Below are 14,882 nucleotides of genomic sequence, written 5' to 3'. Positions count from 1 at the left end.
TTGCTGCAGATGCATAACAAAAATGCTGCATTTGCATTGGTCACCGGGCCTGGGTCAGCATACCTTACCTATCAAGGACGACATGCTGACACAGATTTGAATGAGGTTCCCGATGGCAGTTACAGCTTTTGAAACGAAATCCGAAATCCGCGGCGCTGGTCTCCGTTCCGCTTTTGGCGCTTTCACCGCAAGCCTGCGCGATGCATTCAACCTTTATATCGAGCGCGCCTCGCGGTCCGATCAGGTCAAGCGCCTGAACATGAAATCCGATGCCGAGCTGGCCAAACTGGGCCTGCGTCGCGAAGACATCCCGATGTATGTTTTCCGAGACCTGATGCACCTCTGATCGCGCGCGTTGCTGCAATTGCCGCGCGGCCCCTTGGGCCGTGCAGCAAAACCATAGGAAAACGCCACCTCTGGCGTTTTCCGCGTGCAAACCGGCGGATTACCGTGGTTTGCCAACCCCCTGATACTTGCGCCCGCCATTCTCTAATGGCATGATTCCTCAAGCGTTTCCCGAACTTTCGTCCGCTACATGCACCCGTGACAAAGCGTGCAGTGCCGCGTGGAAGAACGGGGATTGCCCGGATCTGCGCCAATCGGGGACATAACATCATGAGCGATCTGCCTACCGCCCAAATCCTGCACCGCCACGGCGCGTGGAACACGGCCGGCGACACCTGCACCCTTAGCTATGACGACCGTTTCCTGCGGCGCAAAGTGCTGGAAACCAGCGCGGGAAAACGCTTTCTGGTCGACCTCGAACACACGGAGTCGCTCGATCACGGCGACGCGCTCGAACTGAATGACGGCTCGCTTATCGAAGTGCAGGCCGCCGCCGAAGAACTGCTCGAAGTGACGGGCGACGATCTCGTCCGGCTCGCTTGGCACGTTGGCAACCGCCACACTCCCTGCCAAATCGAAACAGACCGCCTGCTGATCCAGCGCAACCATGTGATGCAGGATATGCTGACCCTTCTGGGCGCCACGCTCCGCGAGGTGGTCGAGCCCTTCACGCCCGAAGGCGGCGCTTATGGGCACGGTCGCACCCATTCGCATGAGCACTGACACACCGGACGTGATGCTGACGCTGGCGCAATGGTTTTCGCCAGCTTTCCCCATCGGTGCTTTCAGCTTTAGCCACGGGCTGGAATCCCTTGTTGAAACGGATGAAATCCGTGCCGCAGAGGATGTCGAGGCCTGGCTGAACTCGGTGCTGAATTACGGCGCGGGACGCAATGATGTGATCCTGATGGCCGCGTCTTTCCGTGCGTCCTCAACGGAGGAGATCAAGGAAGTCGATGCGCTCGCCCGGGCCCTGTCGCCGTCCAAGGAACGTCTCCTCGAAACCGAGGTGCAGGGCGAAGCCTTTATTCGTACGATCAACGAAGTCTGGGGCAGCGATCTGCCACCCCTATGCTATCCGGTGGCCATCGGTGCGTCTGCCCGAACCTGCGGCATGCCGCTGCATGAAACAGCCTGCATGTATCTTCACGCGCTGACCAGCTCGCTCGTTTCTGCGGCAATCCGGATCGTGCCGCTTGGCCAGACCGAGGGGCAAAGCATCGTTCGCACTCTCGCCCCGCTCTGCGATCAGCTGGGCTCTACCTACATTGATGAATCGCTTGAAGCTATCGGCTCAAGCAGTTTCATTGGCGATATCGCGTCGATGACGCATGAAGACCAATATTCGAGGATGTTCCGCTCATGAGTTCAAATCACGGCCCCCTGCGCATCGGTATCGGCGGCCCGGTCGGTGCCGGAAAGACCACACTGACCGCCGCCCTTTGCGCCGCGATGCGCGATGATTTTTCCGTCGCGGTCATCACGAACGATATCTACACGCAGGAAGATGCCGAAGCCCTGATGCGGCTTCAGGTACTGCCTTTGGACCGGATCATGGGCGTGGAAACCGGCGGCTGTCCGCATACGGCTATCCGCGAAGACGCGTCCATCAACCTCGCCGCGATTGCCCGAATGCGTGAAAGACATCCGGATCTAGATGTCATACTGATCGAATCCGGTGGCGACAACCTGTCGGCGACCTTTTCGCCGGAGCTGGCCGATTTGACCATCTACGTGATCGACGTAGCCGCAGGTGAAGAGATCCCGCGCAAAGGGGGGCCCGCAATCACCAAGTCCGACATTCTGGTCATCAACAAAACCGATCTGGCCCCCCATGTCGGCGCGTCGCTCGAAGTGATGGAACGGGACAGCATAAAGATGCGCAAAGAGCGGCCGTTCTTTTTCGCCTCTCTGCGAAAGCAAGAAGGGCTCGATGCGATTGTACAATCAATCCGGGATATTGGCGGTCTTTAGTCAGGCGGTTTCATCAACGATATTCGGAAAAGCAGCCCGGTATATCTGGTAGAGTTCTTCTGCGCCCGCCGCATCCAGCGGCTTTTCGATGTACCCTCTCACCAGTGAAAAAGAGGCGGCAGCCGCCTTGTCCTTGGGATTGCCAGATGACGTGAACATCATCACGACCACAGCCTGCGGGGCGATCCCAAGCTTTTGCCGCTTTTCGAGTTCGGCGATGGTTTCAAACCCGTTGCGGCCGGGCATGTTGATATCGATCAGAATCAATAGCGGCCGGTGAGGCTGTAAACCATTTTTTTCAGTGCAATGCCTTTCGAGAAACTGGTCACCGGAGCACACTTCGACAACCTCTTCGAAACCGCCGTGCTTGTCGAGCCGGCGCTTTGCCGTGTACCTGTCGACGGTTTCATCATCGATGACCATCACCGGTATCTTCATCATTCCTCTCTTTCTTCCAGTGGAATTAGAAAGCTGAATTCAGTGCCCTGCCCTTCGACGCTGTGAACCGAAATCGCGCCGCCCAGCCGTTCGATCTGTTTGCGCACCAGCGCGAGGCCGACCCCCTCATTGCTTAGCTCATCGAACCTTGAGAAATAGGTAAAGACGCGCTGCAGATTACCTCCGGAAATACCGCGCCCGTTGTCGCCCACCACCATCTGCAACTGGTTGTTTTCCCGCCGACTTGAAATCCTGATTACGTGAGATGGTTTCTCCGGGTCGCCATAGCGCAGGGCATTCGACAAAAGGTTGGCGAGTATCATGTTCATCGCGGCGCGCTCGAGATTGACGATGTCGCCGTGGCGCAGGTCAAATTCCAGTACCGCGCCCGCAGATCCAACGGACCGCAAACTGCGCCAGATTTCGACGATATCCGCGCGCAGTGAAAATCTTTCCTTGTGCAACTTGGCCTGTCCTGCCTGCGCAAGTTCGATGATTTTCTCCACCTTGCTGGCATTTGAACGGCTGATCAGCAGCGCCTCTTCAAGGTTCTTCTTCAATTCGTCGGCGTCGCCAGCTTCTAGATCCTCCAGACATAGGCTCAGCAAGCCCTCGATTGAACAAAGCGGCGCCTTGAGATCATGACTGGCACTATTGGCAAAGGCCGAAAGTTCGGCGTTAAGCTGCTCAAGCTCTTTTGCTTTTTGCGAAATTTCCGTTCTCGTCGCCACGTGCTCGGTCAAATCGACGATGGTGCACATGATCTCGGCATCCGCCTCGTTGACAGGCGTCAGCACGATTTCAATCGGGATTTCATGCCCTTCCTTGTGAACCGCAGTAACCTTGCTCTTGCGGCCCATGGCGCGGGGTTTCATCGCCTTGCTAAATTCGATCCGGTAATCCTTGTGGTGCCTCTTGAGCTTACCAGGCACCAGCTGGTCCACGCACATCCCAATCAGGCTGTCCAAATCGTACCCAAACAGCCCACCTGCCGCGCGGCTGGCAAACCTGATCGCCCCCGTTGCATCACACATGATGATGGCGCTGGCCGAGGCATCCACAATATCGCGGAAATTCTGCGAGGATGATCCTGGCGCCTCTCCTTGGCTGAGCGCAATGCAATAAGAAACCGATGTGCGCCCCTCGGAAGGTCCGGCAGAGATGGAAACGGTGACATCCCGGCCGTCCATTGTTTTGCTGCTCTGCTTGAGCAACGTTTCCGGTGGGGTTGCACTGAGCAAGGCATGAACGGGTGTCGAATTTTGTCGGCCAAACCATAAATCCACAAGCAAGCTATCGAGCGGTTTGCCTTCAACCTCACTCCGAGGTGCCTTCAGCAGTTCGGCCGCCATCAAATTACATTCAGTTATTACGCCCGATTCTGAAACGAGTAAGGCAGGAGCCGGAAAGTGATCGATAGACAATAATATCGTCGACATATCGAGACCTCGGCCCGAAGAAGAATTCTTCATTCTTCAAGCGATATGAGCTACTGAAAACAAGCCCGCCGGTCGCTCTTCCATCTTTCATGCAAGAGTCGTCTTAGACACCCGTTTTGGACTTTAATGTCGAAATTCTTGCCGGCGCGACACCGTGTGAGGATCAAGCAGCAGTGACCACAGTTTGATACATTGACGCTCGATATTTTCCAGTTCACCCGGAACATTCACGTCTTTATCCGGAAGTGAGGATCTCAGGCTTCTCATATCACGAATAACCCGTGCCAATTTGGGCTGCAGCGCGTTCGTGTATTTGGCCATGATAACGGACGTGACCTGTTCAATTTCCGATTGAACCAGCGCGTCTATTCCGGCGTTCTTTGCTGCACTTTTAATTGCCCCCACGATACTGAACTTTAAAGTCTCGGGAGTCATTTCATCTTTGGTAAGGTAATCTTCGCACCCCATCTTTAAGGATTTGACGGCGACATCCGATTTATCGTCCCCGGTAACCATGATCGTTGGGCAGGATCCGTTCACCTGATGGTTACGAATCACCTGGAGGGCCTCAATCCCATCGCCTTGAGGAAGATTGTAATCAATGAGGATCACGTCGAACCGTTCCTGATCCAATGCTTCTTGCAAGCCCTCGATCGATGCTGTCTCATCAAGAGTTATTCCCAACGCGGTATCATCACTCAGGCGACGGATGCGCCGTCGGTCAAAGACGCTGTCGTCCAGAATAAGAGCTTTGATTCCCGGCTCTGAGCACGGGGCCTTGACGGTAACAGTTTCAATCTCTTGAATATTCTGCTTCATATCTACTCCCTTCGATAAGGTGTGGCCAACGAAAACGCGCCCCTTAACATGGGAACCTAGCTTCGAACCGGTTACCCATTGGTGAAATACGATCACGGATATTGTGAAAACTTTTAGGATTTTTGAAAGCAGCGGTGATTCGAACCCGTTTCATAATCGCCGGAATGACGACTTAAGAGTCCGTTAGGTCAAAAGCGTTACGAAGCTCAGGCTTAGCATGATCAAGGATACACGATGTCTCTGCCAGAAAGAAAAGTGGATACGAATACGTCGGCCGTTGTTTCAATTGAAAATGCCGCACAGGAATTCGAGGATTTCATATATTTAGTGAGTCATGACGTACGGAACTCCGTACGCGCGCTTCTCGAACTCCCCCAATGGATCGAAGAAGATATCAGGGATGCCGGACTGCCAATTTCCAAATCCCTCGCCGGTAATATCGAACTGATGAACACCCATACGCGACGATTGGACCGGATGCTGATAGACCTTTTGGTTTACTCGCGGATTGGGCGAATGCAGGAATCCATTCAATTGCACTGGAACACGGTCATTGATACGACCCTTGATCAGGTTCCCGTTCCGCAGGGTTTCGAGCTTAACAGGGAAATACATTCGCCAACTATCTTTCTCGGCGAACATGATGCGCTTACCCTTGTGTCTTCGCTTCTCTCAAATTCAATAAAGCATCACGACAGTGAAACTGGATTTATCAAGATATCCACCCATGACACGCCGCAGGGGCCGGTTTTGTCAGTCTGGGACGATGGCCCCGGCATTCCGAAAAAATCGCGAGAGAAAGTTTTCGAGGTCATGACGACCCTGAAACCCCGGGATGAAATCGAGGGCAGCGGTATGGGTCTGGCCAACGTCCGCAAGATCGCGAACCTGTACAAGGCGCAGATTGAATGGCTCCCCACCGAAGGCATTCGAGGCACCCGCATAGCGATCAAGTTTCCAAATTCCTGTCGGACCGTTGGCTAGCGATACTCACGGCTTCGCAAAAACGACCCGACAGGAAGTTTAGTAAAACCTTCGACACGCGCGCCCTTCTCACCCTGGCGAAATTAACGAAATCCGGATTGCTACCGGATACAGTCGCTACGGGTGGCAATTCGGGGGTCGCAAATGACTGAGCCTTCAACGATCTATCCTTCGGCAGAGCCAAAAGCGGTGAATGCGCTCCTGCTTGACGATGACGAATTTGACCGGCGGCGTATCTGCCGGATGAGCGATGGGCTGGGTCTTCCCATTACGATGCATTCTGTTCCGACGCTGGAAACGATGGAACAATCCATGCAGGAGCACGCCTATGACCTTGTGCTCGTAGATTACCGGCTGGCCGATGGTGACGGTTTTTCGGCTTTGGACATTGTCCAGGCGAGTAGCAAGAACCGGAATGCCGCGACCATCATGATCTCCGGAAACGGGCAGATCGAACTGGCAGTCGCGGCACTGAAAGCCGGGTGTTCAGACTTTTTGCCGAAACAGGATATCTCGCCCGAAAGTCTGCGCTCTGCGATCCTGCAAGCACTGGAAAATCGTGTTCAGCAGTTTGATCCTACAATGCTGAAGCGCGAAGCTGAACACGCGCTTATTTCAGCCTTGCGCGACGATAGCTTCCGCCAATCGCTGCGCCCCACCATCATGGCGGCAATGTCCGAAGCGGCGCAGTCGATCGCACGCGAGAAAAAACAGGAAAAGCACGCGCATCTGAAGGGTTATCTCATGGAATTCACCAAGGACGATGACTTTTGCTTTCAGACTGGACCACTGCGCAAGGCGTGAACTGGTCTGAATGATCCCGTCCCCCTGCAAAACATCACCTTACCGAGCACAGGGCGCAAACGGCGACGCGCCCGCTCCCGCAAAACAGTTACGCAGGAACGGTGGAACGTCCGCGACGCTGGAAGAACAGGTAGACCAAGACCGCGGTGACCACGAGGATGATAGCCGCTACGCCGAAGGTGCCCTCGTACCCGATCGCGCCGACCATCGGCATGCTGAAGATCGGCGAGATGAACTGGCCCAGGAAGATGCTCGTCGTGATAGCGCCCGAAACAAGACCCCGGTGCTGCGCCGGCGCCGCGTCAAGCGCAACGGCAAAGAAGGTCGGCATCGTCAGGCCAAACCCGGCGCCGATACACAGCGCTGCAAGGTCGATCAGGGCCATACTGTGCACCCAGTCAAGCAAGCCAAAGCCGCAGGCCATGAACAGGAAACCGCACGCCGGCGTCAGCCCATGCCCGAGACGGGCGTGAATTCGCCCGAAGGCAAGCGCCGTCGCACCCCCTGCAAGCGTCACCATGGCAAGAACCTGCGCCGGGTCAGAGGCGCTGTCGAAACCGATGGTCGCGAGGTAAAACGGGATCTGCGTCGGCACGAGGTAAAACAGGACAAAGCTGAGCGCCGAAAGCGTTACGATAACTACCAGCGTCAGAACCCATCCCGCTGACCCGGCGTTTTCGCCGGCGACCTCGGGGCCGGTGGATGCTTTGGCAACCGGATCCTTTACCGTGAACCAGAGATAGGGAAAGATGATCGCTCCAAGCGCGTAGATCAGGAACGGCAGGCGCGGTGACATGCCCGCAAGCCAGCCCGAGAGGGCGATAAAGGCAAATCCGCTGAAATTGACGACCGCGATCTGCAGCCCCATGAACTTGCCGCGCGCTTCGCCGTCGAAATAGTCACCGATGAGAGCGGCCTGCCCCGTCATGACCATTGCAACCGAAAGCCCAAGGAACAGGCGGCTGACAAGGATGGTTTCGAGGCTTGGCAAAAGCGTCCCGGCACATCCCGCCACCGAAAACAGCAAGGCGCCCACCAATATCTGGCGCCGACGACCAAAACGATCTGCCACCATACCGGCAAAGGGCGCAAAGAACGCCACGAGCAGCGAAGGCGCCGTGACCAGCAACCGGGTCATCAGTTCCGCGTTGGGATTGTCCGGAAAGCTTGCCTGCAACCCGGGCAGAGCCGGGCTGATGATCGTGTTGGACAGGATGGTAAGCGATGCCGCCAGCAACAATGCAACGGCCCGTGGATCTTTAAAAAACGCGAGCATGGAGTTTTCCGGAAACCTTGATATGGGTGCTTCTTAGATAGCGGCCCGAACGGATCGAAAACATGCGTGATCGCACATAACGGACGCAGCCGCTGCACAGCAGCGTTAGTCATCGATTGTAAAGCTTTGTCGCGAAAAGCCAAATCTGCCGCTCTCGGGCCCCGCCGCGTGTTACGGTCTCATGCCCAATAATTGACCCAGGCGCCGTTCTTTGGCCTTTGCCTGCGGAATTTCGGGCGGGGCGGCTGTCATCCCCTTTTGCCCGCTGCTAAGCGCGGCGCTGCGACAGAACGGGTTTTACACAAGGCTCAAGAAAAAATCATGTCGTGGCAGCAGCCAGTCAGGGTAGTCTGGAGCCGTAAGGAAGGGAGTTGGGGAATATGGGTCTGCGGGGACAGCAATTGACCGTGAACTATGCTTATCGTCAGTTCGCCGATGAGATCGAAGACCAGATCATGCAGGGAACACTGAAACCCGGCGAGCGCCTGCCCGGCGAAATTGCGCTGGCCGAGATGTTCGGCGTCACCCGCTCGACCGTACGCGAAGGGCTGCGGCAACTCGAAAGCGAGGGTCTTGTTTGCCGCCCGACTCCACGCCGGCTCGAGGTTGCCCGCCCGCAAAGCGACAAGCTGTCCAGCCGGTCCAGCCGTGCCATGGTCCTGATGAACGTGACGTTTCGCGAACTCTGGCAGGTCGCGCTGGAAACCGAACCTCTCGCAGCCGCGCTCGCGGCCGAATTCGCGACCGACGCGGAAGTAACCGCGCTGGAAGAACTGCACGACGCGCTGATTGCGGCCAAGGGAAACGAAGACGAAACAATCCAGCTGGATACGCGGTTTCATTCGCTCATCGCCGAAGCGGGCAAGAACCGCGTGCTGAGCCTTGCGCGCGAGCCGATTGCCCTGCTGCTTTATCAAGGCTTTACACAGGTCGCGCCGAAAGTGCCGCAGGCGATCTCGCGCCAGATCGAGGCGCATTCGCAGCTGCTTGCGGCGATACGCGATCGCGATCCGGAACGCGCCCGTGAATGGTCGCGCCGTCATATCGAGGATTTCTGGCGCGGCATTCAGCTTGCCGGGCTGGAAGACGCGACACCGATCACCGACCCAAGCGTTTTGCAATAACAGCGGGCGGGCGAATACTGCCCCCCTCGCCTAGCCGATCAGGTCGGGCAGCATCAGAACCAGCGAAGGCCAGACCGACAGGACCACGACGATCACAAGGTCCATCACCATGAACCAAAGCACGCCGCGGAAGATGGCCGAAGTCTTTACCAGATCGCCGACCACACCCTTGATCACAAAGACATTCATGCCGATGGGCGGCGTGATCATCCCGATTTCAAGCAGCTTGGTCAGTACGACGCCGAACCACAGAAGGCTCCAGCCCGACGCATCGACGACAGGCAGGATGATCGGGAGGGTCAAAAGCATCGCCCCGATCGGCTCAAGGAACATGCCGAGCAGCAGGTAGACCAAAACGATCCCCAGCAAAAGCAGTGCCGGGTTTGCCGCCACCGACATGATGCCAGCCGACAGGTAATCGCCAGCACCAGACAGCGCAAGGAAGCGGGTCAACAGGCTGGCCCCTACCGCGATGATCAAGAGCGATGCGGTGGTCGTCGTGGTCTCGCGCGCGGCTTTGAGAAACCGCTCAAGCGTCAGCTCACCGCTGATCAGGGCCACGAGACAGGCAAGGAACGCCCCCACGGCCCCGGCTTCGGTGGGCGTGAAGATCCCGCTGAACAGCCCCCCGAAAATGCCGATCATCACCAGCAGGATCGGCCATGTATCCTTGAGCGCGACGATCTTTTCAGAGAGGCTGGCCCGGTCATCCCGCGACGGGGCCAGATCCGGATTCAGTTTCACCCGTACCAGAACCACGATGATATAGCCGATGGCGGTCAGGATACCGGCGCTCACACCGCCCAGAAACAGCTTGGCAATCGAAACCTGCGCGATCACGCCGTACAGGATCAGGATGATCGAAGGCGGGATCAGCGCGCCGATCGTACCGGCGACGGCGACCGTGCCGGTGGCCAGCTCCGGGTGGTACTTGTGCTTGATCATCTCGGGGATCGCGATACGCCCCATGGCGGCCGAACAGGCCAGCGACGAACCGGATACGGCGGCAAACCCGGCCGAACCAAAGATCGAGGCGATGGCAAGCCCCCCCGGCAGGCCCGACATCCAAGCCCGCGCCGCCTGAAAAAGCCCGCGAGTCAGCTGCGTGTGATAGCTGATGAACCCGAGGAACAGGAACATCGGGATCGAACTCAGCACCCAGTTGGCGGTGAACTGGTACGGGATCGTGCCCAGCGCCCCCCATGCCACGCGCCAGCCCATCAGCGACCAGAGCCCCACAAAGGAAACACCGATCAGCGACACGCCAATTGGCACACGCAGCCCGATCAGCACCAGCAGCGACCCCAGCCCGGTCAGCCCAATTGCAACATCAGTCATGAATAATCTCTACGTCCAGATCCGTTTCCCGCAGCCCGCTACGGCTGCCCGAGGCCGTGACCAGCGCCCTGTAAACACAGATCAGCGCGATCAGACCGGCCCCCAACGGGATGAACCAATAGCTCTGCCAGACCGGGATCATGGCCGAGCCCTGCTCCATCGCGGCGCCAACCTTTGTCTTTTTCACTGCCTCTTCATAGGCGCGCACCGCCAACAGTCCGAAAACCGCCGCAGACAGGACGCTCGAGAAGACCGCGATCCAGCCCTGAAAGCTGTTCGGCAGCATGTCGGTCAGGAATTCCACCGAAATATGCGCCCGCTGTTCTTCGGCAACGCCCAGCGCGATAAAGACCACCGCGATCATGTAGAAATGCCCGACAATCGCGATTGTCCCCGGTAGCGGCCGGTTGAACAGATAGCGCCCCGCCACATCGGCGGTCACGTGCAGCATCATGAGGACGATACAAAGCGTCCCCAGAAAGGACGCAACCCTTGTCAGGCCGGACAAGATCCTGCCGATTTTGTACATCTGCTTCCTCCCCAAAGCGTGGCCGGGCCCCTGTCATGAGGGGCCCGTAACCTATTCACATGCCGTAGCTGGACACGTCGATCTTGGAATAGATTTCATCCCAGTAGATCGTCGCAAGCTCCTCTGCGCTCTCGACACCCGAGGTCAGCTCGGTCCAGCGCGTCAGCAATTCCCGCACCTTTGCGCTGGCATCGGCGCCATTCTCCAGATCAAAGCGTTCCGAGTAAATGTCGACGACCGAAGACAGGTCTTGTTCGATAAAGTCCTGGTTCATCGAGATCAGGCTGTCGTTGGCGTCGGTCACCTCGATGCCGCGCTCTTTGGATTGCGACAGGCCCGAGCGTGCCTCTTCAAGATAGACCCAGGTCATTTCCGCCGCGAGATCGGCATTCGCCTTCATCAGCGCCTGACGCGATTCCTCGCTCAGCCCCTGCCAGCGGTCCCTGTTCATCATCGTCGGCACGGTGAACTGCCCGCCGGGAAGCCCGATGTAGACATGCTTTACGACGTCGATAAAGCTGAAGTTCACCAGTTCTGCGGGGTTACTGGCGGTACAGTCCAGCACCCCCTGGCTTAGCGCCTCGAAAGTCTCGTTGATCGAGATCGAAACCGGCACCGCGCCCATCGCCTCGGCCCAGCGCGCCCAGTAAGCGCCGCCCGCCCGGACACGTTTGCCGGTCAGTTCCTCGGGCGAGGTCACCGGCACCGTGCATTGCAGCGCATAAGAGGTCGTCATCCCCGCACCCATGTAAACCTGGTTCTGCGCCGCAACCTCTTTCTGGCAGCTGTCGCAGTTCAGCATCACGTATTCCGACACCGCGCCCGCAAAGGCAAGCGAGCTGAGCTCACCGGAAAAGTCTTCCAGTTCAACCATTTCCGAGAATTCGGAGATCATGTTGAGATTGGGAAACTCGGCCGAGAAATATGGCGTCAAGATCGTCGAAAGGTCGGCCAGACCGTCGCGCAGACCCGCATTGCTTTCGGCAAAGCTGAGCAGCGACAGCGGGAACACCCGCATGGTCAGCTCGCCGCCGCTCGCCTCACCCACGGCTTCGGCATAATTCTCAAGCGCCCCGGTCGGGCCCGATCCCGGTGGCCAGCCGCCCGCATAGCTCAGCTGATCCGCCGCCTGAACTGCTGGCGCCAGTGCCAGCAGTGATGCGCCGGTCAGTAATCCCTTGAATAGTTTCGTCATTCGATTTCCTCCTCCTGAAATTCGAAACCCCGGAATCGCGCGTCACACGCGATCCGCCACTCCCGCTTGCGTAACCGGCCCTCCTCAGCCGGCGCCCGCCCACGGTTGCATTCTTTCGCCTAGCCGAAGTTTGCCGGGCGCTTTTCGAGAAACGCCGCAACGCCTTCCGCGAAGTTGTCTGTCAGTCCGGCCTGCCGCTGCAATTCCCGTTCCGTTGCAAGCGTCGAGCTGAAATCGCTGTCGGCGGCGCTCCACGCGGCCTTGCGGATCAGCGCATAGCTTTGCGACGGCCCTGCAGCAAGCCGTTCTGCAAGCGCCATCGCCGTGCTTTCAACCGCGTCATCTTCGGCAAGCCGGGTGATCAGGCCCCATTCCATCGCCTGCGGTGCCGGGATCTTTTCTGCCAGCAGCATCATCTCCATCGCGCGCACCCGGCCCACGGCGCGGGTCAAGAGCCACGTCGCGCCCCCGTCGGGGATCAGGCCGATACGGGCGAATGCCTCAAGGAAATAGGCGCTCTTCCCGGCAACGATGATATCGCAGGCGAGCGAGATCGAGGCCCCGACACCCGCCGCCGCGCCCCGCACCGCCGAGATCAGTGGCACCGGCAAATCGCGGATCGTTTCCATCAGCGGGTTGTAATGCTCCTCCAGCGTTTTGCCGGCATCCAGCGACGTACGGCCGGTTGGCATCGCCGACTTAAGGTTCGCGCCGGACGAAAAGGCACGTTCGTTCCCGGCTAAAATGATAGCCCGCGCGGTTTCACTTTCGGACTGCAGCAGCTTGCGCAGATCCGTCGCCATCTCTCCGGTCATCGCGTTCATCGAACCGGGGTCATTCAGGCGCAAAACCGTCACCGGCCCTTGCTTTTCAACCAGTATGTGATCGCTCATCACATTCTCCTATCGTTGCTCATGCCCATGGCGGCTCCTGCCACCACGGAAAGAAACCCGGCATATCGGCGCTGACCCTGTCGGGAAACTGCGCCGGTCGTTTTTCGAGAAAACTGGCGACGCCCTCCGCCGCATCGCCGGAAGAACCGCGCGCCGCGATTGCCCGGCTGTCTATGCGATGGGCCATCATCGGATGTTCGGCCCCCGCCATGCGCCACATCATCTGGCGGGTCAGCGCGACCGACACCGGCGCGGTATTGGCCGCGATTTCACTGGCGATGCGATGCGCCTCGTCCAGCAGATCCCCGGGCGCATGAACCGACCGGACCAGTCCGCCGCGCAGGGCTTCGTCTGCGTCAAAGACGCGACCGGAAATTGCCCATTCCAGTGCCTGAGACATACCCACGAGACGCGGCAGGAACCATGACGAAGCCGCCTCGGGCACGATCCCGCGCCGGGCAAAGACAAACCCGAACCGGGCCTTTTCCGAGGCGATGCGGATATCCATCGGCAATTGCATCGTTGCCCCGATCCCCACCGAGGGGCCGTTGACAGCGGCGATCAAAGGCTTGAGTGAATTGAACAATCTCAGCGTCAGCACGCCGCCCATGTCGCGGTTGGCCGGGTCGGCCCAGACCTCAGGGGCCTTTGACATCGGGTCGGGCTTGGCCGCGGTGAACGCGTCGTCATCGTCAAGATCGACACCGGCGCAAAACCCGCGCCCTGCCCCCGTGACGATCACCGCGCGAATATCATCATCGGCATCCGCTTCGTCAATTGCCGCGATCATTTCGTGCATCATGCCCAGTGTGAAGGCGTTCAACCGGTCAGGCCGGTTCAGCGTGATCACCATCACCCGGTCCTGAATATCCGTGGTCAGTGTCGTCGCGCTCATGACAATGCCTTTACGTTGTTAACAGCCGCTTCGTCCTCCAGCCCGGCGATCTGCACGGCGCGCCAGAAATCCTCGATGTGCTTGCGCGCCCAGGTTTCGGCCCGGATGGGATCGCGGGCCTCGATTGCGCACACGACATTAGAATGCGCCTCGATCTGGCGTTTGTAGAATTGCGGGACAAAGGGGGCGACCTGCGCAAAGCCGCGAAACAGCAGATGGGCCACCGGCTCGCGCGCGAGGCCCAGAACGCGGTTCTTGCCGATCCGCGCCACCTGCGAATGAAACCGCCCGTCCAGTTCGATGGTCCGGCTTGCATTGCCTTCGGCGCCGGAGAGATCTTCGTGGAGAGATTTCAATACCGCGATTTCGTCATCCTGCGCCATTTCCGCCGCAAGCCGGGCGGCCAGCATCTCGGTTTTCAGCGTCACCTGCCACAGCTCGCGATAGGTGACTTTCATCAGGGCCATGGTACGCCCGGATCGTGTCGAAAGCCGGTCAATGCGCGGGATCGCCACGACCATCCGCCGCGGAGTCGGACGGCAGACTAGACCTTCGCTTTCCAGCCGCCTCAATCCCTCGCGAACGGTAGACCGGGTGACGCCGAACATCTCTGCCATCTCCGTCTCACCGGGCAGTTGCTCGCCCGGCTTCAACGTGCCTTCGAGAATCTGGGATTCGATCTCTTCAGCGATGCGCTGATAAGCATAGGCCACGTGAATCTGACGCCGTTCAAGGCCCATTCTCCCCCCTGTTCCGCGCCTCCCAACGCGAAAACCGTGCCGCGCCCGGTAGGCCCGGACGCTTTTGGCCGACACGATCAATACTGAAT

The 14,882-nt window shown here is 58.4% G+C and carries 17 protein-coding genes; 7 read left to right on the top strand and 10 right to left on the bottom strand.

What is annotated here, in order from left to right; translation table 11 throughout:
* The first annotated feature begins 112 nt into the window (after positions 1 to 112).
* The 4 genes from MF268_RS05630 to ureG all read left to right on the top strand — a co-directional run bounded on the left by MF268_RS05630 (position 113) and on the right by ureG (position 2,319).
* Positions 113 to 346, top strand: coding sequence for a hypothetical protein (locus MF268_RS05630; RefSeq protein WP_088633653.1), 234 nt, complete (start codon positions 113 to 115; stop codon positions 344 to 346).
* 269 nt (positions 347 to 615) lie between these two features.
* Positions 616 to 1,068: an urease accessory protein UreE gene (gene ureE / locus MF268_RS05625; RefSeq protein WP_238369915.1), complete on the top strand. Its 453-nt coding sequence runs from the start codon at positions 616 to 618 to the stop codon at positions 1,066 to 1,068.
* Complete coding sequence (locus MF268_RS05620; RefSeq protein WP_238369914.1) at positions 1,058 to 1,711, top strand: urease accessory protein UreF; 654 nt, start codon at positions 1,058 to 1,060, stop codon at positions 1,709 to 1,711. Before ureE ends, MF268_RS05620 begins: the two co-directional genes overlap by 11 nt.
* The gene (ureG, locus tag MF268_RS05615; protein WP_238369913.1) at positions 1,708 to 2,319 is read left to right on the top strand and encodes an urease accessory protein UreG; all 612 of its coding nucleotides are present in this window, start codon (positions 1,708 to 1,710) and stop codon (positions 2,317 to 2,319) included. The genes MF268_RS05620 and ureG overlap by 4 nt, the downstream gene beginning before the upstream one ends.
* Here ureG and MF268_RS05610 read toward each other — a convergent pair whose 3' ends face one another.
* The 3 genes from MF268_RS05610 to MF268_RS05600 form a co-directional block, all read right to left on the bottom strand.
* Positions 2,320 to 2,760 (bottom strand): response regulator, encoded by a 441-nt coding sequence (locus MF268_RS05610; RefSeq protein ID WP_238369912.1) that lies wholly within the window; start codon positions 2,758 to 2,760, stop codon positions 2,320 to 2,322.
* A complete protein-coding gene (locus MF268_RS05605) occupies positions 2,757 to 4,196 on the bottom strand; it encodes a sensor histidine kinase (protein WP_238369911.1) in 1,440 nt (479 codons plus the stop codon). Before MF268_RS05605 ends, MF268_RS05610 begins: the two co-directional genes overlap by 4 nt.
* 123 nt (positions 4,197 to 4,319) lie before the next feature.
* Complete coding sequence (locus MF268_RS05600; RefSeq protein ID WP_238369910.1) at positions 4,320 to 5,015, bottom strand: response regulator; 696 nt, start codon at positions 5,013 to 5,015, stop codon at positions 4,320 to 4,322.
* 234 nt (positions 5,016 to 5,249) lie between these two features.
* On the opposite strand from MF268_RS05600, the gene MF268_RS05595 reads away from it, so the two are divergent.
* Entirely contained in the window at positions 5,250 to 5,999 is a 750-nt protein-coding gene (locus tag MF268_RS05595) for a sensor histidine kinase (RefSeq protein WP_238369909.1), read from the top strand.
* A gap of 144 nt (positions 6,000 to 6,143) precedes the next feature.
* Positions 6,144 to 6,803, top strand: coding sequence for a response regulator (locus tag MF268_RS05590; protein WP_238369908.1), 660 nt, complete (start codon positions 6,144 to 6,146; stop codon positions 6,801 to 6,803).
* Between the two features lie 88 nt (positions 6,804 to 6,891).
* Here MF268_RS05590 and MF268_RS05585 read toward each other — a convergent pair whose 3' ends face one another.
* Positions 6,892 to 8,079: an MFS transporter gene (locus MF268_RS05585; RefSeq protein ID WP_238369907.1), complete on the bottom strand. Its 1,188-nt coding sequence runs from the start codon at positions 8,077 to 8,079 to the stop codon at positions 6,892 to 6,894.
* Between the two features lie 380 nt (positions 8,080 to 8,459).
* Here MF268_RS05585 and MF268_RS05580 point away from each other — a divergent pair, with 380 nt between their 5' ends.
* Positions 8,460 to 9,203, top strand: coding sequence for a FadR/GntR family transcriptional regulator (locus MF268_RS05580; protein ID WP_238369906.1), 744 nt, complete (start codon positions 8,460 to 8,462; stop codon positions 9,201 to 9,203).
* A 30-nt stretch (positions 9,204 to 9,233) separates the two neighbouring features.
* Here MF268_RS05580 and MF268_RS05575 read toward each other — a convergent pair whose 3' ends face one another.
* From MF268_RS05575 to MF268_RS05550, 6 genes are all read right to left on the bottom strand, one after another.
* Positions 9,234 to 10,541 (bottom strand): TRAP transporter large permease, encoded by a 1,308-nt coding sequence (locus MF268_RS05575; RefSeq protein WP_238369905.1) that lies wholly within the window; start codon positions 10,539 to 10,541, stop codon positions 9,234 to 9,236.
* The gene (locus MF268_RS05570; RefSeq protein ID WP_238369904.1) at positions 10,534 to 11,070 is read right to left on the bottom strand and encodes a TRAP transporter small permease; all 537 of its coding nucleotides are present in this window, start codon (positions 11,068 to 11,070) and stop codon (positions 10,534 to 10,536) included. Before MF268_RS05570 ends, MF268_RS05575 begins: the two co-directional genes overlap by 8 nt.
* A gap of 55 nt (positions 11,071 to 11,125) precedes the next feature.
* Positions 11,126 to 12,265 (bottom strand): C4-dicarboxylate TRAP transporter substrate-binding protein, encoded by a 1,140-nt coding sequence (locus tag MF268_RS05565; protein ID WP_238369903.1) that lies wholly within the window; start codon positions 12,263 to 12,265, stop codon positions 11,126 to 11,128.
* Between the two features lie 119 nt (positions 12,266 to 12,384).
* Positions 12,385 to 13,158: an enoyl-CoA hydratase-related protein gene (locus MF268_RS05560; RefSeq protein WP_238369902.1), complete on the bottom strand. Its 774-nt coding sequence runs from the start codon at positions 13,156 to 13,158 to the stop codon at positions 12,385 to 12,387.
* 19 nt (positions 13,159 to 13,177) lie between these two features.
* Positions 13,178 to 14,053 carry a crotonase/enoyl-CoA hydratase family protein gene (locus MF268_RS05555; RefSeq protein WP_238369901.1) on the bottom strand — a complete coding sequence of 292 codons (876 nt, stop codon included), beginning with the start codon at positions 14,051 to 14,053 and terminating at the stop codon, positions 13,178 to 13,180.
* Positions 14,050 to 14,793 carry a FadR/GntR family transcriptional regulator gene (locus MF268_RS05550; protein WP_238369900.1) on the bottom strand — a complete coding sequence of 248 codons (744 nt, stop codon included), beginning with the start codon at positions 14,791 to 14,793 and terminating at the stop codon, positions 14,050 to 14,052. The genes MF268_RS05555 and MF268_RS05550 overlap by 4 nt, the downstream gene beginning before the upstream one ends.
* Between the last annotated feature and the right edge of the window lie 89 nt (positions 14,794 to 14,882).

It is taken from the genome of Heliomarina baculiformis (assembly GCF_019966545.1).
Taxonomy (GTDB): Bacteria; Pseudomonadota; Alphaproteobacteria; order Rhodobacterales; family Rhodobacteraceae; genus Heliomarina; species Heliomarina baculiformis.
The sequence above is the reverse complement of the archived record's forward strand: the minus strand, read 5'-3'. Positions and strand labels throughout refer to the sequence as shown.